General features: G+C 46.3%; 18 protein-coding genes, 15 tRNA genes and 1 rRNA gene. 2 read left to right on the forward strand and 32 right to left on the reverse strand.

Annotated features, from left to right (window positions below; genetic code table 11):
- Positions 1 to 15: 15 nt before the first annotated feature.
- Both zwf and ACYCS5_RS09715 read right to left on the reverse strand, forming a co-directional pair.
- The gene (zwf, locus tag ACYCS5_RS09710) at positions 16 to 1572 is read right to left on the reverse strand and encodes a glucose-6-phosphate dehydrogenase (protein WP_029518173.1); all 1557 of its coding nucleotides are present in this window, start codon (positions 1570 to 1572) and stop codon (positions 16 to 18) included.
- 187 nt (positions 1573 to 1759) lie between these two features.
- A complete protein-coding gene (locus ACYCS5_RS09715) occupies positions 1760 to 2524 on the reverse strand; it encodes a YwmB family TATA-box binding protein (RefSeq protein WP_322252334.1) in 765 nt (254 codons plus the stop codon).
- A 247-nt stretch (positions 2525 to 2771) separates the two neighbouring features.
- Between ACYCS5_RS09715 and ACYCS5_RS09720 the strand changes: the two genes are divergently transcribed.
- Positions 2772 to 3236, forward strand: a complete 465-nt coding sequence (locus tag ACYCS5_RS09720; protein ID WP_459760986.1) for a hypothetical protein — start codon at positions 2772 to 2774, stop codon at positions 3234 to 3236.
- Between the two features lie 75 nt (positions 3237 to 3311).
- On the opposite strand, the gene ACYCS5_RS09725 is transcribed toward ACYCS5_RS09720, so the two are convergent.
- The 14 genes from ACYCS5_RS09725 to ACYCS5_RS09790 all read right to left on the reverse strand — a co-directional run bounded on the left by ACYCS5_RS09725 (position 3312) and on the right by ACYCS5_RS09790 (position 15147).
- Positions 3312 to 3962, reverse strand: a complete 651-nt coding sequence (locus ACYCS5_RS09725) for a response regulator (protein ID WP_013372995.1) — start codon at positions 3960 to 3962, stop codon at positions 3312 to 3314.
- Positions 3940 to 5019, reverse strand: coding sequence for a sensor histidine kinase (locus tag ACYCS5_RS09730; RefSeq protein WP_459760987.1), 1080 nt, complete (start codon positions 5017 to 5019; stop codon positions 3940 to 3942). Before ACYCS5_RS09730 ends, ACYCS5_RS09725 begins: the two co-directional genes overlap by 23 nt.
- A gap of 16 nt (positions 5020 to 5035) precedes the next feature.
- Complete coding sequence (gene liaF, locus ACYCS5_RS09735) at positions 5036 to 5683, reverse strand: cell wall-active antibiotics response protein LiaF (RefSeq protein WP_165148438.1); 648 nt, start codon at positions 5681 to 5683, stop codon at positions 5036 to 5038.
- A gap of 149 nt (positions 5684 to 5832) precedes the next feature.
- Positions 5833 to 6537, reverse strand: a complete 705-nt coding sequence (locus ACYCS5_RS09740) for a PspA/IM30 family protein (protein ID WP_025718885.1) — start codon at positions 6535 to 6537, stop codon at positions 5833 to 5835.
- The gene (locus ACYCS5_RS09745) at positions 6537 to 7025 is read right to left on the reverse strand and encodes a PspC domain-containing protein (RefSeq protein WP_459760988.1); all 489 of its coding nucleotides are present in this window, start codon (positions 7023 to 7025) and stop codon (positions 6537 to 6539) included. The genes ACYCS5_RS09740 and ACYCS5_RS09745 overlap by 1 nt, the downstream gene beginning before the upstream one ends.
- 7 nt (positions 7026 to 7032) lie before the next feature.
- Positions 7033 to 7704 carry a PspA/IM30 family protein gene (locus tag ACYCS5_RS09750; RefSeq protein WP_013311897.1) on the reverse strand — a complete coding sequence of 224 codons (672 nt, stop codon included), beginning with the start codon at positions 7702 to 7704 and terminating at the stop codon, positions 7033 to 7035.
- An 84-nt stretch (positions 7705 to 7788) separates the two neighbouring features.
- Positions 7789 to 8100, reverse strand: coding sequence for a LiaF transmembrane domain-containing protein (locus ACYCS5_RS09755; RefSeq protein ID WP_013311898.1), 312 nt, complete (start codon positions 8098 to 8100; stop codon positions 7789 to 7791).
- Between the two features lie 127 nt (positions 8101 to 8227).
- Positions 8228 to 9454, reverse strand: a complete 1227-nt coding sequence (locus ACYCS5_RS09760) for an MFS transporter (RefSeq protein WP_459760989.1) — start codon at positions 9452 to 9454, stop codon at positions 8228 to 8230.
- A 153-nt stretch (positions 9455 to 9607) separates the two neighbouring features.
- On the reverse strand, positions 9608 to 10159 hold the full coding sequence (locus tag ACYCS5_RS09765; RefSeq protein WP_029518165.1) for a TetR/AcrR family transcriptional regulator: 552 nt from the start codon (positions 10157 to 10159) through the stop codon (positions 9608 to 9610).
- A 383-nt stretch (positions 10160 to 10542) separates the two neighbouring features.
- Positions 10543 to 10782 (reverse strand): NifU family protein, encoded by a 240-nt coding sequence (locus tag ACYCS5_RS09770; RefSeq protein WP_013373004.1) that lies wholly within the window; start codon positions 10780 to 10782, stop codon positions 10543 to 10545.
- Between the two features lie 314 nt (positions 10783 to 11096).
- Positions 11097 to 12494 carry a Fe-S cluster assembly protein SufB gene (gene sufB, locus ACYCS5_RS09775; RefSeq protein ID WP_029518163.1) on the reverse strand — a complete coding sequence of 466 codons (1398 nt, stop codon included), beginning with the start codon at positions 12492 to 12494 and terminating at the stop codon, positions 11097 to 11099.
- 43 nt (positions 12495 to 12537) lie between these two features.
- Positions 12538 to 13845, reverse strand: coding sequence for a Fe-S cluster assembly protein SufD (gene sufD, locus ACYCS5_RS09780; protein ID WP_412178896.1), 1308 nt, complete (start codon positions 13843 to 13845; stop codon positions 12538 to 12540).
- Positions 13846 to 13868: 23 nt separating this feature from the next.
- Complete coding sequence (gene sufC / locus ACYCS5_RS09785) at positions 13869 to 14645, reverse strand: Fe-S cluster assembly ATPase SufC (protein ID WP_023990247.1); 777 nt, start codon at positions 14643 to 14645, stop codon at positions 13869 to 13871.
- On the reverse strand, positions 14626 to 15147 hold the full coding sequence (locus ACYCS5_RS09790; protein ID WP_069012661.1) for a MarR family transcriptional regulator: 522 nt from the start codon (positions 15145 to 15147) through the stop codon (positions 14626 to 14628). Before ACYCS5_RS09790 ends, sufC begins: the two co-directional genes overlap by 20 nt.
- 290 nt (positions 15148 to 15437) lie before the next feature.
- Between ACYCS5_RS09790 and ACYCS5_RS09795 the strand changes: the two genes are divergently transcribed.
- Complete coding sequence (locus ACYCS5_RS09795) at positions 15438 to 15581, forward strand: hypothetical protein (protein ID WP_459760990.1); 144 nt, start codon at positions 15438 to 15440, stop codon at positions 15579 to 15581.
- 853 nt (positions 15582 to 16434) lie between these two features.
- On the opposite strand, the gene ACYCS5_RS09800 is transcribed toward ACYCS5_RS09795, so the two are convergent.
- The 16 genes from ACYCS5_RS09800 to ACYCS5_RS09875 form a co-directional block, all read right to left on the reverse strand.
- Positions 16435 to 16513, reverse strand: a tRNA-Leu gene (locus tag ACYCS5_RS09800).
- A gap of 11 nt (positions 16514 to 16524) precedes the next feature.
- Positions 16525 to 16599, reverse strand: a tRNA-Cys gene (locus tag ACYCS5_RS09805).
- A gap of 12 nt (positions 16600 to 16611) precedes the next feature.
- Positions 16612 to 16683: transfer RNA gene (locus tag ACYCS5_RS09810), tRNA-Gly, on the reverse strand.
- Positions 16684 to 16690: 7 nt separating this feature from the next.
- Positions 16691 to 16765: transfer RNA gene (locus ACYCS5_RS09815), tRNA-Gln, on the reverse strand.
- 10 nt (positions 16766 to 16775) lie between these two features.
- A tRNA-His gene (locus ACYCS5_RS09820) sits at positions 16776 to 16848 on the reverse strand.
- A gap of 17 nt (positions 16849 to 16865) precedes the next feature.
- Positions 16866 to 16939: transfer RNA gene (locus ACYCS5_RS09825), tRNA-Trp, on the reverse strand.
- 7 nt (positions 16940 to 16946) lie between these two features.
- A tRNA-Tyr gene (locus ACYCS5_RS09830) sits at positions 16947 to 17032 on the reverse strand.
- Between the two features lie 5 nt (positions 17033 to 17037).
- Positions 17038 to 17113, reverse strand: a tRNA-Thr gene (locus ACYCS5_RS09835).
- Positions 17114 to 17135: 22 nt separating this feature from the next.
- Positions 17136 to 17208: transfer RNA gene (locus ACYCS5_RS09840), tRNA-Phe, on the reverse strand.
- Positions 17209 to 17245: 37 nt separating this feature from the next.
- A tRNA-Asp gene (locus ACYCS5_RS09845) sits at positions 17246 to 17322 on the reverse strand.
- A 15-nt stretch (positions 17323 to 17337) separates the two neighbouring features.
- Positions 17338 to 17414, reverse strand: a tRNA-Met gene (locus tag ACYCS5_RS09850).
- A 26-nt stretch (positions 17415 to 17440) separates the two neighbouring features.
- Positions 17441 to 17516: transfer RNA gene (locus tag ACYCS5_RS09855), tRNA-Val, on the reverse strand.
- A 69-nt stretch (positions 17517 to 17585) separates the two neighbouring features.
- A tRNA-Glu gene (locus ACYCS5_RS09860) sits at positions 17586 to 17657 on the reverse strand.
- A 17-nt stretch (positions 17658 to 17674) separates the two neighbouring features.
- Positions 17675 to 17766: transfer RNA gene (locus tag ACYCS5_RS09865), tRNA-Ser, on the reverse strand.
- Positions 17767 to 17769: 3 nt separating this feature from the next.
- Positions 17770 to 17845 (reverse strand) — tRNA-Asn (locus tag ACYCS5_RS09870).
- A gap of 67 nt (positions 17846 to 17912) precedes the next feature.
- Positions 17913 to 20843 (reverse strand): 23S ribosomal RNA (locus tag ACYCS5_RS09875).
- Between the last annotated feature and the right edge of the window lie 330 nt (positions 20844 to 21173).

Here is a 21173-nt window from a genome sequence, read left to right on the forward strand (position 1 = left end):
CAGGACAAAACGGGATTACTGAACGCCGCCTACTCGCCAGATGACATTATCTTCATCCTGACCGCTAACCGGCCACCACTTGAAGCCATCCTGCTCCAATAGCTTGTGAGCACCTTCCGGTCCCCATGAGCCTGCAGCATAGGTTTCCAGCGTATCCGGGGTCTGCTGCCATGCTTTGGCGATTCGATCGACGAATCCCCATGCCGTGGCAACCTCATCCCAACGCGTGAAGTACGTCGAATCACCCTCAATCGCATCCATCAGCAACCGTTCATAAGCCTCCGGTGAGTTGATGCCCACCATACAGCTTTGGCAAAAATCCATAGCCAATGGCTCAATATCTGATTCCGAGCCAGGTTTCTTGGCATTAATTTTAATGTAAATGCCCTCCATTGGATTGACCCGAATTACGAGCAAGTTCGGTTCCAGCTTATGCTTTTGACCGAGGTACACGTTCGTTGGCATGCTCTTAAATTCCACAACAATCTCCGTTGTTTTTACAGGGAGACGTTTGCCCGTACGAATATAGAACGGTACGCCAGCCCAACGGAAATTATCAACAAACACGCGTGAAGCAAAATAAGTCTCTGTGTTTGACTGCGGATCAACCTTGTCTTCTTGGCGATATCCCGGCAACTGCTGACCGCGATAACTGCCTTCGATGTATTGACCACGCACCACATTGGTTTTCACATCGTCAGACGTTTCAAAAGGGCGCAGCGAACGCAGCACTTTCACCTTTTCATCACGGATATCCTCAGGCAACAAACGACTAGGTGGCTCCATCGCAATCATCGTTAGCATTTGAAGCATATGGTTCTGTCCCATATCCCGCAAGGCGCCGGAATGATCGTAGTAACCTCCGCGTTCCTCCACCCCTACCGTTTCACTAAGCGTAATTTGCACATTGGCAATATGCTTATTATTCCACAGTGGTTCAAAGAAGGCGTTCGCGAAGCGGATCACCTCAATATTTTGTACCATTTCCTTGCCAAGATAGTGATCAATCCGATAAATTTCTTCTTCGGCAAATACTTCTCGTATTTCAACGTTCAATTCTTGTGCAGATTCGAGGTTATAACCGAATGGCTTCTCAATGACAAGACGATTCCACCCTTTGCCATCCATCATGCCGCCATCTTTCAAACTCTTAGACACGCTTCCGAATAATTCAGGAGCCAAGGCCAAATAAAACAACCGATTTCCCGGTATGTTAAACTTGCTTTCTATAGACTCCGTCTGCTGTCTCAACTCATGGAACCCTTCGACATTGTTGATATCAAGCGATTTATATTCAAAATGCTCGGCAAATGCCTGCCAATCTTGATCATTTTCTGCTTTGTAGCGACTAAACTCCTGTATGGAAGCGTACAGGTCATTACGGAATTCTTCCTCTGTGCGAGGACGCCTTGCTACACCAATAACGGCAAAATCCTCAGCAAGCTTGCCTTCGCGGTACAAGCTGTAAATAGCAGGAAAAAGCTTGCGACGAGCCAAATCGCCCGTAGCGCCAAAAATAAACAGAACTGCGCCTTGCGTCACAACAGATTCTTTAGCAGGTATGTCAGCCATGTAGTACCTCATTCTTCCCATGTCAAGATTCCGCAATCCACAATCCCCGAAATCCGCATGTAGTATTGTGTATATTTATACAAGATCATACTTGATTTTCGAAAAACATGGAACTAAAGATTTGATGATATTTTAGCATATCCTACATGGATAAGCTATCCGATGAATCATCAATTTACCTTATAAGTCAGTATTCAATCGTGATGAGCGGAAAACCGAGCGTTATACGTGTATCCTGTTGCTCCTTATCTTCATGTACAGCCATCTGCATCTGGACCTGATGCTCACCGCTTTGAATCATTAACGGCAGCTCTGGAGCTTCATAGGATATAGCCACAGTAGTCGCATCCGTATATCTTTCTTTGGCCTGCATGGAGATGTTCCCTGTTAAGCTCGCTTCTGTCAGTTTCAACAGTTGATCTTTGGATTCCTTTGTATGCAGCGAACGCTGAAGGGCCGTGTTCCACTGCGCTTGAATCCCCATAGACTTTAATTGCTCAGCACAGAGTTTATGAAGCTGAATCAACTGCTCACGTCCTGCATCGTTGCTCTCCAGTTGAACGACTACATACCATTGCCCAGTTTGCCGTTCCATTACATTTAAGCGGATTTTTAGATCCTCACTATTACGAACAGAACGATAAACCGTGTGTCCATTTTCCACGAGTTTGTTTACTGTGGGTATATTCAGTTGATCAGCTATCTGTGCCGCCATATCTGCCGGCTCTTCATGGTTAGAAATCCAATCACCTTGCCACTTCACAACCAGCTTATCCAGCGTACCCGGGGCCTGGTCCGAGATGGTTAACAATGAGCGTAAAGCCGTTTCTGCCTCGCGGGAATCATATCGGTTTGTCTGAAGGGTTCCGTAACGCCAGCCAGCCAGTATCAGCACCGTTCCTAATACCAAAATCGTAATAATCCCTTTTTTAATCAACTCTGCTTTTAGCATTATCGTTCCTCCCGCTCCACAACCATCCGATTCCCACACCTACGCTCTGGATACTTTCTTTTTCGGCTGGTTTGAAATCTATGAATCTATCAATAGCATTCCCGTTGTCAGAGGTTTTATACACACAGCAATACGGCAAAGCAATTCTAAAATATTCATCTGCCTATTGGGTGTTCGACCATACATCGTAGGCACCGTAAGAATAGACTATGATCACAATGCATCTTACACCAAAAGAGGTGAAATCATGTTTCCGATTTATCCTGTAAATGAAGCCAGTGTGGCACCTCATGGTGGACGTCTGGTCTGTGCCGTTATGCGTGATGGTACACGACACATCGGCATCTTAAGTGGGTGTAGCAAAGGCAAGCTGATGTTGAACGGATATCCACCCTCCTTTCCTGGCAGTCTCTATGCCGGGAGCTACAGTAACAAAGGAAAACAAACCCCTAAAAAGATTTCCTCTAAAAAGAAAAAAAGGATTCCTAAAAACAAAGTTCGTACCTCTGCCAAACTAAATGCATTAATTAAGCCGCCCAATGCACCTCTGAGTCCATCCTTTCCTTATGACGCAGGCGGATTTGCTGGAAATGGCTATAGTAGTTATGGAAATGGCAGAGCAGGCTATCGCGGTGGGTACGGCGGATATGGATACGGTGCAGGGCTTGCACTAGATCTGGCTTTAATCGCCTTTTTATTCCTCCTGATCTAAACACCTTGTTATAGAACACAAAAAACCGGAGAGCTATTATCGTCTCCGGTTCTTTGTATTCGTTTATTCTACATTCTACTCTGCTAATCCGTTCTTATAGGCATAGATCGCCGCCTGTGTACGGTCTTCCACTCCTAATTTAGCGAGAAGGTTCGTGACATGGAATTTTACCGTCTTAATCCCAATAATCAGCTCATCTGCGATGTCCTGGTTAGACTTCCCTTGTGCCAACAGGCGGAGCACCTCCATCTCACGATCAGTCAGCTCCGTATGCGCGGGCGCTTCAGCCTGTGGCTGGCGGAATCGATTCATCATCTTGGAGGCCACCTGTGACTCTAGTACGGACTGTCCACGTGCAGCTGCACGGATCGCATCCGCTATTTCGGAAGCGCGAGACGTTTTAAGCAAATAGCTGAATGCCCCTGCCTCAATGACCGGATACATTTTCTCATCGTCCAAATAACTCGTCAGCACAATCACCTTTGTCTCTGGAAGCAGACGAGTTACTTGGCGTGTCGTTTCGATGCCATCCATGCCATCCATGACCAGATCCATCAAAATCACATTTGGCTTGTATTCAGAAGCCAACCGTATGCCTTCTTCTCCGCTTCCGGCCTCGCCGACCACTTCAATACCTTCTTCCGTCCCCAGCACCGCCGCAAGACCAATCCGTACCATTTCATGGTCGTCTACCAGCAGTACGCTAATCGGTAATTCCGTTTCCATGATCATCGTTCCTTCCGCTTTCATCATTAATAACTGGCACGGACACCTCAATCCGTGTACCTTTTCCAGGAGCCGTTATATACTGAATAGCCCCTCCAATTTCACTGACCCGCTCCTGCATGGTGGATAATCCATATGAAGTCTGCTTTTTCTCATCCAGTTCAAAACCAATACCGTTATCCCGAATCGTCAGCCTGATGGAATCCGGGCGTTGCACGATACGAATTTCCATGCGGGTTGCTTTGGCATGGCGCAATGTATTAGACATCGCTTCCTGAACAATACGAAACAAGTGGTTCTCAATGCCTTTAACCAACTGTACTCCGCTTTCAATCTCAAAATCAATCTCCATCGGTACCTTTGCCTGCAACTCCTGTACCAAATCACGCAACCCCTGCTCAAGCCTTTTCCCTTCCAGATAGACAGGCCGTAGATGAAGTAGTAACGCCCGCATTTCAGATTGTGCCACAGAAGACATTTCTTCAATTAGTGCAACTTGACGCTGTGCTTTATCAAAATCCTTATCCAGCGTCCTCCCCACAGCCGTCGCGGTCATTGAAATAGCAAATAATTGCTGTGATACGGCATCATGCAACTCTCTGGCCAGCCGCTGCCGCTCCTCCACAATCGCAGTCATCCGTGCCTGTTCCGCCAACTGAGCATTATCCGTGGATAAGCGTTGTAAAGACGTAACTTGTTCCTGCCATTTACGTCCAATCCGTTCCAGCTGCTCTCCCAGTCTACCAAGTTCATCATGCCCTAGGGGCGGCAACTCACGTGCAGGGGTTCCCTTTTCCCACATCAGCAACGTCTCTCTCAACATTTCCAGTCTGCTTTTGAAGCGGTAGCTCTCATAAAATCCGTACATTGCCCCTGTACCAATCAACACCAGTATAACGGCTCCTGCAACTTTCAATATCATTCCCCAGGTTGCAAACGACTTCACATATCCATATGTATACAGCATATAAAAGACAACTACGCCTACAACAACACACAGGAGGATACCTTGACCCATACTGCGGGTTACCATGTTGGACGTTTTTTTATGATTCATCCCGGCTCCTCCTGATTCAATAAAATCGGACGCGGACATCGCCCGCCAAGTACGAAACGACAAACTTCACTTTATATTCACTCTGCTCAAAATGGGGAGACTTCCAAACCAGTCGATTGAGCATCCCCGCCTCATGATCCCGGTCAAACTGAATCTGTCCGAACAGGACGAACATCTCCACCTCTACACCGTAATTATCCGGTAGGGTGATATCAATGTCACCGAAGATCCCTTGTAAAAATATGACGGACTCACGTTCCTCTGGTAGAGCCAACGTCAGATCGGCATCCACATCGCCAACCACATGCCATATGCTTGTGCTACGCAGGCTCCACGGCACTTCATCCCATTTATGATTCGATATAAAATTGTGCTTGAATATGGAGCTTTGACCTTTATGCAGCTTCCTTGAACGTGAATAGAATATAGCTAATGATGCTAGTGTAACTACCACAAACAGGAACAAATGATCCAGCACTAGCAATCCAGCACCAATCGCGAGCATCGTGTAACCCTTTTTGATTTTGGAATTGCGGATCTTATATATTCCGGCCAACATTAGAATCAGTGCAACCACGGAGAGGAACCCAATCCACTGACCGAATAAAATGATAATCCCGATGCCAATCCCTGCCAGTGCCAAGGCTGATTTTCTTCTCTCCATGCTGCACCCCCTTTTTGTTTATACAGGACGGAAAAGCCATAGTGGCGCAACATTCCGCCATATGGCTTTCCCGAACCATACAGATTAGGCACGATCATCGACCAATGTCCATTCCATACAGCATATCATAATGTCTTGTTTCCGAGTAGTCAGTCCTTCTTCATATCGACTGGTTTAGCACCTGTCTGAATTTTGGACTTAAGCTGTTGAAGCTGCTCATCCACTTTAAACTGTTTTTCAGCCTCAGCCGGATTAGTATATGCTTCTCCTGGAGCTTGACGGTATGGAGCACGCAGTACGTCAGCTTCAGCTTCCATTTGCATAATTTTTTCTTCCATACGGTGGAAGCCCAATGAAGCAGATCCACTTTCAATCGTATGCAAACTATTGATTTGAGACATTTGCTTTTTGGCTTTCGCCATTTGAGCACGGGATACTAACTCATTGCGCTTGTTGCGCATTTTATAGAACTCATCTTTCATGTCGTGAAGCTGTTGTACTAATTCTTTTGCTTGAAGCTCAGCTTGTGTATGCAAGTCGCGGTATTCGTCCTGCTTTTGCACAAAATAAATCTTCTCTCCCAACAGCTTGCGCGCTACTTCTTCCTGACCATTTCGCAATGCGGATTCGGCTTGCTTCTCACGCTCATTGGATACACGTACCGCTTCCTCTAAACGCTGTTTCATACGTCGTTCATTCGCCATTTGCTTGGCAACCGTTACCTCAGCCTCGTGAATTTCCGCCTCCATATCGCGCAGATATTGATTCAACATAATAATCGGATCTTCCACTTTATCCAACACTTCATTCACCGATGCTCTTGTCATATCCTTCATTCTTTTAAAGATCCCCATTATTTACGATCTCCCTTCTCAAATTGCTCTACTTTTTTGCGTAACTCTGCCAATTCTTTTTTCATTGCCTTTTTCTCAATATCTTCCATCATGGAATCCAAGTCATTGTTCTGACCTGTGTTAAATTTGGATGAGTTGCGGGCATCTTGACCAAAAAACGGGTTCGAATTGCCATATGCACCGCCCTGGTTGTAACCAGTTCCCTGCCCATACTGCGATCTTGTATTGTGACTGCCATAATAGCGTGGATCCTGTTGATGGTAGGGCCCGCTGTTAGGGCCAAATCCTCCATCGAAAGGAGATCTCGGCTCCTTGGAGATAACCAGTGCCGCAATCACATAAATCATAAATGTGGTTCCTGCTGTAATAAAGAAACTGATCACAACCAGAATACGAATCCATGTTGAGTCCATTCCTGTTGCGTCAGAAAGACCGCCACATACACCTGTTATTACTCTATCCCGGCTTGATCTGTAAATTCGGGTCATTATCAAATTACTCCTTCCCGCTGTTGTTCAGCTTGCTTTTCAGTCTCGCCCACTCTTGTTCGAGCAGCGATCCACCGCCTTGGGCATCCTGTGCATGGTCGCCCTCACCCCGACGTAAATCACGCAGACTCATCGTTTCTGCTTCCATATCGGCTACCCGGTCTTCCAAGCGGTTGAACATTCGGGGAACATTTCGTCCGCCGTATGTACCAGCCCGTTCGTTCATTTGCTGCTGGAGTCTCAACGTCTGTACCCGTGCCGCATAATACTGACGCTTGCTGTGTACCGTTTGATATTCTGTCTTTAACGTATCTAGCTGTTGTTCTAGCTCACGTAGTGATTCACGGCTCTGCTCCCACAGTTCTCTATACTGCTCTTCTTTTTCTGCATATAGCATTTTCTCCTGTAGGGCCAGCTTCGCAATATGTTCTTCATCAGCCTTCAAAGCCAGTAGCGCCTGTTCCTCCCGTTTGGTCTGCATGGACAATGCATGATCCAACTGCTGCTTCATCTGTCTTGTATGCATCGCATACTGTTGATGGAGTTTTTCCGCTTCGGCAATTTCCTGGCGGGTATTATACAAGAACTGGTCAATCAGTTGCACTGGGTCTTGGCTTTGTTCCAAATGCTCATTGAAGGTTGCTACTGTGATATCGCGCATTCTTCGAAAAACACTCATTTGCGTCTGCTCCTTTCACAATTCGTATCCCCATAATCAAAACTTCGTTACTGCAATATTTCTTCATTCGCTAAACTGCTAAAATCAGTAACGTCTTCTGCGGTCACTCAGCAGGGAAACACCAAATATGATCAACCCGATTGCCAGTAGTGGTCCCAGAAGCCAGGACAGTTTGCCGAGCAAAATCAGTACCCCAAGTACAAGTACGATCCAGCCGAAGAGCGCATTTCCTTTTTTCACACCGTAGTAGCCTAGCATAACCATAGCTATCGGAATTAAGTAACCAATCAGATGTCCTAAAAAGTGACCGAAAAACGGAGTAAACTTACCGAGCAGCATAATCGAACCCAACACGATCAGTACAATGGCTAACCCATTCCCTTTGTTAACTCTCATCATCTCTCACCGCCTTTCACTGTGTCTTGCTTATGTCCTTATTGTACGCTGAACAAGCGTTTGACAAAACGGACCCCAGACGGTTTTTGAACCTAGACCTAAGTCGGGGATGAGTATAGACCTGCGGCTATCCTCCTTTATGCTGTTCTGCTGCACGGGCTATCGAATGTTGCTCACCCGCTTGCTTGGAACGTAGTGAAAGGACGAGACAAGCCAGTAACGCTATAGCTGCAACCATATAAGGCAGATTAATATGAACATCGAACAACAGTCCTGCAATTAATGGTCCAATCACATTACCCAAGCTGGTATAGGATGAGTTCATGCCTGCCACAAAGCCTTGCTCATCTCCGGCCTGCCGCGATAGAGAAGTACTTACTGCCGGGCGAAGGATATCCATAGCCAGAAAAATGATGAAGGTCGTCAGCATAATCATCATGTACTGTTCAGCAAATAGGGTTAGGAAGATGAACAGGCCCCCAATAGCCAAGCAGAGATGAATTACTTTTTTCTCTCCAAAACGATTAATGATCCATCCAAATATAGTTGCTTGGACAACTGCTCCCAAAATGGAGCCTGTCGTTATGATGATGGCAATATCCATCGGTGTGAAACCATATTTATGGTCAACAAACAGTCCAAATACGGTTTCGAAGTTCGCTAACCCAAAAGCAACGACAAATACAATGAGTAAACCCATGAAATATGGAGATTGATATGACTTGGCAAATTGCTGCAAAAGATTTTCTTTTTGACGTGGAAGCTCTCTATTATATTGTTGCTTTTCCTTGCTTAAAGACTCAGGCAGCACTAACAGAGACAAGATAGCTGCTATTCCCGCAGCTCCAGCTGCCGCAAAGAAGGGAATGCGTATTCCATATGTGGCAAGCAATCCGCCAATCCCTGGCCCGATTATGAAGCCTGTGTTGATCGCCGCATTGATCATGCCCATTCCCTTGCCTCTTTCTTCGAACGAGGTCACGTCAGCGACATAGGCCATTATAGAAGGAGTCAGCAACGCTGCCCCTGCTCCACCCATGATTCGTGCTATGAACAGGGTAGGAATGGAATGAGCCAGTCCAAAAACAAGCTCTGATAACATGAAGATGAACATCCCAGAAACAATCAATTTTTTACGTCCATAACGATCAGACAACTTTCCTGACAATGGTGATAATAAAAGCTGAGTCAACGCAAAAGCTGCAACCATCAGTCCCATCGAAGAACCATTCATCCCTAGCTCACTTATAAATTTAGGTAATACAGGGACAACTAAGCCAATCCCCATGAACGCCAAAAAAATGTTAAGCATCAATAACAGCATTGCTCCTCGATTTCTTGTGAGTATAGACATATTTCCACCCTTCCTTTTCCGTATCTCTTTATTCGATATCAGGTAAACTTCATTATCCCTTTTCAAAAAACAATTGAAACTAAAAATGTTTTCTTAGTTTTCATATAAAAAAGTGGCCTCTTCAAATATGCAGCATATTGTTGAGGCTATTTTTTAATTCTCGACCAAACCGAACAACAAAATATCTACAATAGAATAAGTAGCTTCCTCTACCGTCACACTGTTATCCAGAAAGAAACGCTGATCAAGCGTTAAATTTACAGATTCAATAATAAGCTTCATGATCAGAGCCTCATTTTTGTTCACAATAATTCCTTCTCGGATGCCTTCCTGAATTAATGTTCTAATCGGAGACCAATCATTTAAATCGGCATGTACCCTTTTCCATTGTTCAGGATAATACTTTTTCATCTGGTCCAATATCCTTAAATCGTAAAACTTATAATACAGAGGCATGACCCTAATCGACTGCTTAATCTTGTCTAACAAAGATAACTCATTATTTTGGATAATCTGCTCCGTTTTTCGAATCATATCATCATTTGTACGCTCAATAAGTGTTTCTAAAATAAGCGTCTTAGACGAAAAGTTTTCATACAACGTACGCTTGCTAATAGCGAGTCTTTTCGCAAGATCATCCATCGTAAATTTCAATCCATTTTCATGAACTTCATCTACAAAAGCCTCCAATATTCTTTCCTGCATATTCTTCCTCATTTCTTTCGCGCTCGGTAAACTAGAAAAGTTTTTTCAGTACCATCATCTTACGATAAGATCAAAGCGCTGGTCAAATCCATGTTAACCTTGTTGCCAAAATCATGAATATATAATAAAAAGGATGATAAAATGCCTTTAAGCATTTTATCACCCTTTTGTGTATGGGCGAGAGGACTAGAACCTCCACGGTTTCCCACTCGATACCGAATATAATATTGATAATACCTTGTTTAATGAAGGGAGATAAGCGCTGCTCGTCGATTTCGACCCGCAAGGTAATCTGTCAATGTACTTTGGTATTGAGCAGCGGGATCAACTTCCGTAGCTATGGTCTGCGACAGGACTAACTCAGTTGCTCAGTATCAAGGAATTTAGAACACTTGTACAACTTCTTTAATATCATCAATTTCCTCAAGAATTGCGCGCTCAATAGCAACCTTTAACGTAATCGTAGCACTTGGGCAACCATTGCAAGCTCCCAAAAATCTTAATTTTGCTATACCGTTCTCAACTTCGACCAGTTCAGCATCTCCACCGTCACGCAGTAAGAAAGGACGTAGTTTGAGAAGAACTTCCGATACTTCATCGAATAAAACTCCATTTTCATCCATTATGTCAATTCCTCCCATTTTCTTTACCAACCGTCATTCATACCTTTTTTCACCCTAGATCGTCTGAGTGATCCTTTGCTTTTTGCCTAAGAGTGACCTCTTGATCCGAAAGTTCCCTTATAAGCGTAAGAATAGAGTCTAAAGGTATCATCACACCACAACTTGCGCTCAATCCTGACAGCATATTGAAGCAGAACTGAAGTTTTCGTATCTCTCGGGTAATTTGAGCTAGTTCTGAATCGTCCGAATTATTTTTCTTCATTACTAGCACCTCTTTAAAGAATGATAAAGGTTTGATCTATTAAATTAATGAATCAACCGATGCTTCCTTCCATCTCAAATTGAATCAACCGATTCATTTCAACGGCATATTCCATTGGCAATTCTTTGGTAAACGGTTCAATAAAGCCCATTACAATCATTTGTGTAGCATCTTGTTCTGTAAGCCCGCGGCTCATTAAGTAAAACAATTGTTCCTCGGACACTTTGGATACTGTTGCCTCGTGCTCCAAAGTAATCTGATCGTTTTTAATTTCATTGTACGGAATCGTATCTGATGTTGACATGTTGTCCAATATCAACGTATCGCACTTAATATTGGACTTGGACCCTGCGGAATCGCGGCTGAAGCTGGACAACCCTCGGTAGTTTACTTTTCCGCCCTGCTTGCTGATGGATTTGGATATAATCGTAGATGTTGTCTCGGGAGCAAGGTGAATTACCTTCGCGCCAGCATCTTGATGCTGATCTTTACCGGCTACGGCAATAGACAGGATGGACCCCTTGGCTCCCCGTCCTTTCAATAATACTGCCGGATACTTCATTGTTACCTTGGAGCCGATGTTGCCGTCCACCCATTCCATTGTGGCATTTTCTTCTGCCACAGCCCTTTGGGTTACCAAGTTGTAGATATTAGGAGCCCAATTCTGAATGGTCGTGTAACGGACACGGGAATCTTTCCGGCAAATAATTTCAATAACTCCACTATGCAGAGAACTGGTACTATAAATAGGTGCTGTACATCCTTCAACATAATGGACAAAGCTGCCCTCTTCGGCAATAATTAATGTCCGCTCGAATTGACCCATATTTTCAGAATTAATACGGAAATAACCTTGTATAGGAACCTCGCACTGAACCCCCTTCGGAATGTATACAAAGCTACCGCCTGACCAAACCGCACTATTAAGCGCCGCAAATTTATTGTCGGCGGGAGGGATGATCGTCCCAAAATGTTGCTTAAACACTTCGGGGTATTGCTTTAATGCACTATCCGTATCAAGGAAAATAACGCCCTGATCCTCCAGTTCTTTCCGCATGCTGTGATAAACTACTTCCGACTCATATTGAGCGGATACGCCCGCCAGGAACTTTTGCTCCGCTTCAGGGATTCCCAGCTTGTCAAAGGTTGCTTTGATCTCGGAAGGAACCTCCTCCCAGGTCTTTCCCTGTTTTTCAGAAGGGCGAACGTAATACTGGATGTCATCAAGATTTAGCTCGGTCAAATCCGCTCCCCATTCAGGCATCGGCATTTTGTAGAATTGATTCAAAGCTTTCAACCGAAAATTGAGCATCCACTCCGGCTCTTCCTTGATCCGGGAAATTTCCCGGACAATCTCTTCCGTCAGACCTTTTCCAGATTGAAAAATAGACTGGTGCTTGTCGCGAAACCCATATTTATATTCGCCCATATCTGGTGCTTTTTTAGCCATTGGTATCACTCCTTTTTAACCTTTCAAGATTCATTTTGATTTGCTATGATCTGCCGAGCTTGCTTTCCACTAAATCTTTTAGGCGACTGCGAACACCTTCCAGCGGGATCTCCGAAATGACAGGAGCGAGAAATCCGAAAATAACAAGATGTTCGGCTTCACTCCGTGATATCCCGCGCGACATCAGATAATAGATTTGCTCTGCATTTACTTGCCCCACGGATGCAGCATGACCCGCGGTTACATCATCCTCATCTATCAGCAGGATCGGATTGGCATCGCCGCGAGCTTTAGGACTTAACATAAGCACGCGTTCTGTTTGCTGACCATCACAATGGGTTGCACCTTTTTCAATCTTTGTAATGCCGTTGATAATGGCCGTAGCTTCTTCAAGCATGACTGCACGCGTAATCATCTGGCTTACCGAGCTTCTGCCAAAATGCTGAGCTTGAGTTGTATAGCTCGATTTTTGATTGCCCGTGCCAATAGCAATCACCTTATTGTCGGAGACCGCCCCGTTGCCTTGTAGCAAAGTCTTGGTATCGCTCACGGTATAACCATTGTTCATCTCACCGATAATCCATTCCACACCCCCATCAGCAAGAACGACCGCCCGTCGCTGGGTGAAATCTGTTGTAGTTACAGCAAGTTGATGAACCGAAGCTACTTGCACCTTTGAGCCCGCCCCCGCGAAGACCTCTGTCACACCGTTATGCAATACCTTGACATCATCACCACTCGATACACAATTATCCACATAAGTGATCTTGCTGTTGCTCCCTGCCACAATTAAGACGTGAGGAGCAAAACACACACCGCTTGTATCGTTAAGAAAGATCGCTTGAATAGGTGCTTCAACCTCTACACCGTCTGGGACATATAGAAAAACGCCACCACTCCATAAGGCACTGTGTGCAGCAGATAAACGATGTTCTTCTGGCTTTACTGCCTGAAAGAGATAACGTTGAACCAGCTCCTCATGCTCTTTTGCCGCAGTATGCAGATCCGTTAAAATGACTCCCTGGGCGGCTAAGCTCTCGGACAATTTCGTATACACTACATCCGAGTTGAACTGAACGATTAGTCCGCCTTTCACCGGAGAAGCAACCAAACCTCGAACAACCTCCGGCGCTTCCTCCAAACTAGACCACGCATTCTCAGCTTTGTAATCTCCACTTTCGTAGATATCCCATTTTTCAAGATTGATTTTCTCCACTTTAGGCAACTCCAGCGTCCCTGCCAGTTCGAGGGCGTGAACGCGGCGTTCAATCAGCCAACGAGGTTCATCCTTAGCGCTTGACCATGCGCGTAAATCGTCCACATTCATTGAAACTCTAGCTTGTATATCCACGTGCTGTTCCTCCTCTCCGGCTTTTAAGCTTCCCTTACCGTCTCATCCGTAATCCCAAGTTCCTCCTTCACCCAATCGTACCCTTCAGCCTCCAAACGGTGGGCAAGCTCCGGACCGCCAGATTTAACTATCCGGCCTTGCATCATGACATGCACAAAATCCGGGGTAATATAATTCAACAGTCGTTGATAATGGGTGATGATTAAAAAGCCTCTATCCGGGCTGCGCATCTCATTTACGCCATTGGCCACAATACGCAGTGCATCAATATCAAGCCCTGAGTCCACTTCATCCAGGATCACAAACTTGGGTTCAAGTAGCATCATTTGCAAAATCTCATTCCGCTTTTTTTCACCGCCAGAGAATCCCTCATTCAAATAACGATGCACAAATTCCGGGTTCATCTCCAGCCCCTTCATTTTGCTCTCCATTTCACGGATAAAACGGATTAAGGATATCTCATCGCCTTCTTCACGCCGTGCATTGATGGCACTTCTGAGAAAATCCGAGTTGGTCACGCCAGCAATTTCACTTGGGTATTGCATTGCGAGGAACAAGCCTGCCTGGGCACGCTCATCCACCTCCATCTCCAGAAGGTCTTCATTGTCCAATGTCACCTTACCGCCAGTAACCTCATATTTGGGATGGCCCATTAAAGCTGAAGCCAATGTACTTTTTCCCGTCCCATTAGGCCCCATAATCGCATGAATCTCTCCGCCATGAATCTCCAGTGTGAGCCCTTTTAAAATTTCTTTCCCTTCAATCTTGGATCTTAATTCCTCAATCTTTAATGTCGTCATTTATCGTAAACTTCCCTTCGGAGTATTCTTCGGCACGCGCCACCAAATCACTCATAAATTTTCCAATAGTCTGCAGCTCAACCTCTGAATAGGATTCAATGAATTGGTAAAACCTTTCTTCTTTTTCTTTGTGCATTTCTTTATGCAAATGATAAACGTGTCTTCCCTTATCCGTTAAACTAAAGTAAATCTCCTTACGATTGCTGTTCAGTTGACTTCTCATAATGAAGCCCATTTCCAGCAGCTTTGCACTAATTTTAGTAATGCTAGCTTTGGACAACCCCATCTTCTCCACAATCCCGGTATGATTTATCGGTTCATAATCACCAATGCAATCAATAACATGCACACTAGTAATATTGTTGGAGAGCATGTCAATCTGGTACTTTTTGGCCTGTTGCCGAAACGAGTTAAATTCTTGTTCAGTATACAGCTCATTCAGATGTAGCATTTTAATATATTGCTCGTAAAGGTGACCTTTAAAATGATTTTGAAACTCCAATTTCCCAATCTCCCCTCTCTTGTAGTAGTTGCAGACCAAGTTCAGTGTCCCCATTAGATTTTTTTGTTCACTAGTAAACAAAATTATATTAACACAATTGATATTGATAATCAATATCAATTGTGTTAAATGTGACGTAATTTTGAAGTCGCATTTCACGGGTTTGTTGTCATTGTCATAGGCCTCATGCTGTGTTTTTACTAGGGCACGTCCCGGAAATAGTTTTAAATACCTCTGATCAATCCTGCTTTGCGGGGGTTGAACAATGGAACCAATTCGGCAGCACCTGGATGGATCTGGTAACCGGAGCCAAGTCCAATACCGTTGCCTATGTACGTCATGGTACACCTGCCACAGACCGGGGTCGCTACCGTAAAAAGAGGACAAAGGTGGTGCTTGGCCGAGCTGTTTTAAAGCCGTATCGCCGCGTTTGAGTACGCTATCGTGAGCATGTATGGCAATGAATAATCCGTCAGTTACCTGTGTCTAGATATATTATGGGGCCAAAGAGTATACCAAAAACTGTGGTTTTTGCTGGTGAATCCGAACAGGCGATGCTCCATTCTAGCCAGCACCGATCTGACACTGGAGGCGACCTAGATCATCGGACATTATACCGCCCGGTTCAAAATCAAATGCACCTTCTGGGCGCTAAAGCAATCCATCGGCGGATTCGGCTACCACTTTTGTAGCAAATCCATTCCGAAGCTCAACCGGTATTTGAAAAAGGATCGGGTTCACCCTCTGGAGGTGTTGGAAGAGGAGAAAGCGCAACGGGACATCCGCCTAACTGTAAAGATGAGAATGGTAAACGATAACCAAAATGGATCCCTACGGGGCTTAAGATAAAAGGAACCAAGAAAAGAGCCGAAATCTTGCTTCAGGAAGCCAGGAAGAATTCTCATATGGAAGGACAAGCACTCGCGGTTGAATACGAAGATATGCTGTAAGAGTAAAAGCGGCTACTCCATCCGGTAATCTGCCACTGGTGGACACGTTCTATGAGCTTCTGATTCGTATGAAGGAATAACAGGAATCCTATCGCTTATCTTCTGACAATTCTTATTGTCTTGAGTACCTGGAGTATATTTATGTAGATGTATTAGGGGTAAGTATGAAAGAAGTTCAGGAATGGTTAGGCCACAGCGATTATGCAACAACGGCAAATATTTATTCGCATTTGGAATACAACTCAAAGGTGTCTTCAGCTCAAGCAATGAGTGGGGTACTAAAGCTCAAATAAAAAAAGCTCACTAGAGAATGTCTCTAATGAACTCTTTTAGTTAATACCGGCGAGAGGACTCGAACCTCCACGGTTTCCCACTCGATTTTGAGTCGAGCGCGTCTGCCATTCCGCCACGCCGGCGTATTCAATTATGGAGGCGCCACCCAGATTTGAACTGGGGAATAAAGCTTTTGCAGAGCTTTGCCTTACCACTTGGCTATGGCGCCAGAGTGTAACAAAGCGGACGACGGGAATCGAACCCGCGACCCTCGCCTTGGCAAGGCGATGCTCTACCGCTGAGCCACGTCCGCATAAAGATGGCTGGGGATATAGGATTTGAACCTATGCATGACGGAGTCAAAGTCCGTTGCCTTACCGCTTGGCTAATCCCCAATAAGTAAAGGGCGGCCGATGGGGCTTGAACCCACGAATGCCGGAGTCACAGTCCGGTGCGTTAACCACTTCGCCACGACCGCCGCAAGTAATGAATAATTGGCAGGGGCAGCAGGAATTGAACCCACACCAACGGTTTTGGAGACCGTTGTTCTACCTTTAAACTATGCCCCTATAAAACTGGTGGAGGATGATGGATTCGAACCACCGAACCCGTAAGGGAGCAGATTTACAGTCTGATGCGTTTGGCCACTTCGCTAATCCTCCAAAAATGGTGCCGGCGAGAGGACTTGAACCCCCAACCTACTGATTACAAGTCAGTTGCTCTACCAGTTGAGCTACACCGGCACATAAAATATTCAATTAAAAGTGGCTCGGGACGGAATCGAACCGCCGACACGAGGATTTTCAGTCCTCTGCTCTACCGACTGAGCTACCGAGCCTTAGAATAAGGCTCTTCATTACACGTTATAATACTAATGGCGGAACTGACGGGATTCGAACCCGCGATCTCCTGCGTGACAGGCAGGCATGTTAGGCCTCTACACCACAGTTCCATAATAATTTTTAATTGGTTGCGGGGGCAGGATTTGAACCTGCGACCTTCGGGTTATGAGCCCGACGAGCTACCGAACTGCTCCACCCCGCGACAATAATAAATATTAAATTTTCAAATGGTGGAGGCTGAGGGGCTCGAACCCCCGACCCTCTGCTTGTAAGGCAGATGCTCTCCCAGCTGAGCTAAGCCTCCACACCGAAACACTTTTCATATTATACCATAATAAAATTTTTATTGCAAGTTTTTTTTATGATATTTTTATGACCCGTAGGGGATTCGAACCCCTGTTACCTCCGTGAAAGGGAGGTGTCTTAACCCCTTGACCAACGGGCCATGCTACAAATGAATTATGGCGGAGAGAGAGGGATTCGAACCCTCGAGACGCTTTTGGCGCCTACACGATTTCCAATCGTGCTCCTTCGGCCAACTCGGACACCTCTCCATATGGCTCCCCGAACAGGACTCGAACCTGTGACAACTCGATTAACAGTCGAGTGCTCTACCAACTGAGCTATCAGGGAATATTAAGCATTTGTTTCAAGGTTACACCCTGAAAACTGGATCCGAAACTCATTTGCGTTTTATCTTTAGGATAAGCCCTCGACCGATTAGTATTGGTCAGCTCCATGCATTACTGCACTTCCACCCCCAACCTATCTACCTCGTCGTCTTCAAGGGGTCTTACTAATTGGGAAATCTCATCTTGAGGGGGGCTTCACGCTTAGATGCTTTCAGCGCTTATCCCTTCCGTACATAGCTACCCAGCGGTGCTCCTGGCGGAACAACTGGTACACCAGCGGTACGTCCATCCCGGTCCTCTCGTACTAAGGACAGCTCCTCTCAAATTTCCTACGCCCACGACAGATAGGGACCGAACTGTCTCACGACGTTCTGAACCCAGCTCGCGTACCGCTTTAATGGGCGAACAGCCCAACCCTTGGGACCTACTTCAGCCCCAGGATGCGATGAGCCGACATCGAGGTGCCAAACCTCCCCGTCGATGTGGACTCTTGGGGGAGATAAGCCTGTTATCCCCAGGGTAGCTTTTATCCGTTGAGCGATGGCCCTTCCATGCGGTACCACCGGATCACTAAGCCCGACTTTCGTCCCTGCTCGACTTGTAGGTCTCGCAGTCAAGCTCCCTTCTGCCTTTGCACTCTTCGAATGATTTCCAACCATTCTGAGGGAACCTTGGGGCGCCTCCGTTACTCTTTAGGAGGCGACCGCCCCAGTCAAACTGCCCACCTGACACTGTCCTCGCACCGGTTTACGGTACCAAGTTAGAACCTAGATACGATCAGGGTGGTATCCCAAGGATGCCTCCCTTCAAGCTGGCGCTCAAAGTTCGACGGCTCCCACCTATCCTGTACAGATCGTACCCAAATTCAATATCAAGCTGCAGTAAAGCTCCATGGGGTCTTTCCGTCTTGTCGCGGGTAACCTGCATCTTCACAGGTATTAAAATTTCACCGGATCTCTCGTTGAGACAGCGCCCAAGTCGTTACGCCATTCGTGCGGGTCAGAATTTACCTGACAAGGAATTTCGCTACCTTAGGACCGTTATAGTTACGGCCGCCGTTTACTGGGGCTTCGGTTCATAGCTTCGCCCCGAAGGGCTTACCACTCCCCTTAACCTTCCAGCACCGGGCAGGCGTCAGCCCGTATACTTCGCCTTGCGGCTTCGCACAGACCTGTGTTTTTGCTAAACAGTCGCTTGGGCCTTTTCACTGCGGCCCCCTCGGGCTATTCACCCTACCGAGGCACCCCTTCTCCCGAAGTTACGGGGTCATTTTGCCGAGTTCCTTAACGAGAGTTCTTCCGCGCGCCTTAGAATTCTCTTCTCGCCTACCTGTGTCGGTTTGCGGTACGGGCACCTTCTCCTGACTAGAGGCTTTTCTTGGCAGTCTGAGATCATGACCTTCGCTACTACAATTTTCGCTCCCCATCACAGCCCAGCCTTAACGATGTGCGGATTTGCCTACACATCAGCCTCACTGCTTAGACGGACATCCATCAGTCCGCGTCACTACCCTACTGCGTCACCCCATCGCTCATAGCGGATTACGGTGGTACAGGAATTTCGACCTGTTGTCCTTCGACTACGCCTATCGGCCTCGCCTTAGGTCCCGACTTACCCTGAGCGGACGAACCTTCCTCAGGAACCCTTAGGCTTTCGGCGGATCTGATTCTCACAGATCTTTTCGTTACTCATACCGGCATTCTCACTTGAATGCAGTCCAGCGCTCCTTACGGTACACCTTCAACCCGCATTCAACGCTCCCCTACCCCTGATGCAATGCATCAAGCCATAGCTTCGGTGGTGTGTTTAGCCCCGTTACATTTTCGGCGCAGAGTCACTCGACCAGTGAGCTATTACGCACTCTTTCAATGGTGGCTGCTTCTAAGCCAACATCCTGGTTGTCTGTGCAACTCCACATCCTTTCCCACTTAACACACACTTGGGGACCTTAGCTGATGGTCTGGGCTGTTTCCCTTTCGACAATGGATCTTAGCACTCACTGTCTGACTCCCGGAACTAAATCTATGGCATTCGGAGTTTGACTGAGCTTGGTAACCCTTGCGGGCCCCGCACCCAATCAGTGCTCTACCTCCACGATTCTTCTTTCCGAGGCTAGCCCTAAAGCTATTTCGGGGAGAACCAGCTATCTCCGGGTTCGATTGGAATTTCTCCGCTACCCCCACCTCATCCCCGCATTTTTCAACATGCGTGGGTTCGGGCCTCCAGTGCGTGTTACCGCACCTTCACCCTGGACAGGGGTAGATCACCCGGTTTCGGGTCTACGTCCACGTACTAAAGATCGCCCTATTCAGACTCGCTTTCGCTGCGGCTTCAGCTCTTCACCTTAACCTTGCACGGGAACGTAACTCGCCGGTTCATTCTACAAAAGGCACGCCATCACCCATAGATCGGGCTCTGACTTCTTGTAAGCACACGGTTTCAGGATCTATTTCACTCCCCTTCCGGGGTGCTTTTCACCTTTCCCTCACGGTACTGCTTCACTATCGGTCGCCAGGGAGTATTTAGCCTTGGCAGATGGTCCTGCCGGATTCATACGGGGTTTCACGTGCCCCGCACTACTCGGGATCCGTCTCGGAGAGAACAAGTTTTGAACTACAGGGCTTTTACCTTCTCTGGCGGGCCTTTCCAGACCTCTTCATCTAACCGGTTCCTTTGTAACTCCACGTGAGACGTCCCACAACCCCAAGGAGCAAGCTCCTTGGTTTGGGCTAATCCGCGTTCGCTCGCCGCTACTGACGGAATCACTATTGTTTTCTCTTCCTCAGGGTACTTAGATGTTTCAGTTCCCCTGGTCTGCCTCTATTCTGCCTATGTATTCAGCAGAAAGTGACTGTCGATGAAGACAGCCGGGTTTCCCCATTCGGACATCCCCGGATCAAAGCTTGCTTACAGCTCCCCGAGGCTTTATCGTTGTTCGCCACGTCCTTCGTCGGCTCCTGGCGCCTAGGCATCCTCCGTGTGCTCTTTGTAGCTTAACCTAGACTTTTCTTTGATAAAAGAAAATGTCGATGTTCGATAAAGAATGATTTTTGCCAAAGGCAAAAGATCTTTCCCTACCTGCTACCTTTATTTCACTTGTTTACACAAGATCAGCTTAAAGGAATATTCTAAAACGCAATTTCGTTTCGGTATCCAGTTTTCAAGGTGCAATTCGCTTCATCGAAGCGAAACCCGATGAATATTTCGGTTCCACACGGATGTGTGAACGAAGTATTCGTCGAAACTTGAGAGTTTGAGCTCTCAAAACTGAGCAACGAGTGAGTAAGTTCAGGATATTCATTTCATTCACACGAATGTGATGAACCGAA

It is taken from the genome of Paenibacillus sp. SEL3 (assembly GCF_054602585.1).

Excerpts from the sequence above, each read along its gene's own strand:
- zwf (WP_029518173.1), bottom strand. The coding sequence starts at position 1,572 with ATGGCTGACATACCTGCTAAAGAATCTGTTGTGACGCAAGGCGCAGTT.
- ACYCS5_RS09715 (WP_322252334.1), bottom strand. The coding sequence starts at position 2,524 with ATGCTAAAAGCAGAGTTGATTAAAAAAGGGATTATTACGATTTTGGTA.
- ACYCS5_RS09720 (WP_459760986.1), top strand. The coding sequence starts at position 2,772 with ATGTTTCCGATTTATCCTGTAAATGAAGCCAGTGTGGCACCTCATGGT.
- ACYCS5_RS09725 (WP_013372995.1), bottom strand. The coding sequence starts at position 3,962 with ATGGAAACGGAATTACCGATTAGCGTACTGCTGGTAGACGACCATGAA.
- ACYCS5_RS09730 (WP_459760987.1), bottom strand. The coding sequence starts at position 5,019 with ATGAATCATAAAAAAACGTCCAACATGGTAACCCGCAGTATGGGTCAA.
- liaF (WP_165148438.1), bottom strand. The coding sequence starts at position 5,683 with ATGGAGAGAAGAAAATCAGCCTTGGCACTGGCAGGGATTGGCATCGGG.
- ACYCS5_RS09740 (WP_025718885.1), bottom strand. The coding sequence starts at position 6,537 with ATGGGGATCTTTAAAAGAATGAAGGATATGACAAGAGCATCGGTGAAT.
- ACYCS5_RS09745 (WP_459760988.1), bottom strand. The coding sequence starts at position 7,025 with ATGACCCGAATTTACAGATCAAGCCGGGATAGAGTAATAACAGGTGTA.
- ACYCS5_RS09750 (WP_013311897.1), bottom strand. The coding sequence starts at position 7,704 with ATGAGTGTTTTTCGAAGAATGCGCGATATCACAGTAGCAACCTTCAAT.
- ACYCS5_RS09755 (WP_013311898.1), bottom strand. The coding sequence starts at position 8,100 with ATGAGAGTTAACAAAGGGAATGGGTTAGCCATTGTACTGATCGTGTTG.
- ACYCS5_RS09760 (WP_459760989.1), bottom strand. The coding sequence starts at position 9,454 with ATGTCTATACTCACAAGAAATCGAGGAGCAATGCTGTTATTGATGCTT.
- ACYCS5_RS09765 (WP_029518165.1), bottom strand. The coding sequence starts at position 10,159 with ATGCAGGAAAGAATATTGGAGGCTTTTGTAGATGAAGTTCATGAAAAT.
- ACYCS5_RS09770 (WP_013373004.1), bottom strand. The coding sequence starts at position 10,782 with ATGGATGAAAATGGAGTTTTATTCGATGAAGTATCGGAAGTTCTTCTC.
- sufB (WP_029518163.1), bottom strand. The coding sequence starts at position 12,494 with ATGGCTAAAAAAGCACCAGATATGGGCGAATATAAATATGGGTTTCGC.
- sufC (WP_023990247.1), bottom strand. The coding sequence starts at position 14,645 with ATGACGACATTAAAGATTGAGGAATTAAGATCCAAGATTGAAGGGAAA.
- ACYCS5_RS09795 (WP_459760990.1), top strand. The coding sequence starts at position 15,438 with ATGGATCTGGTAACCGGAGCCAAGTCCAATACCGTTGCCTATGTACGT.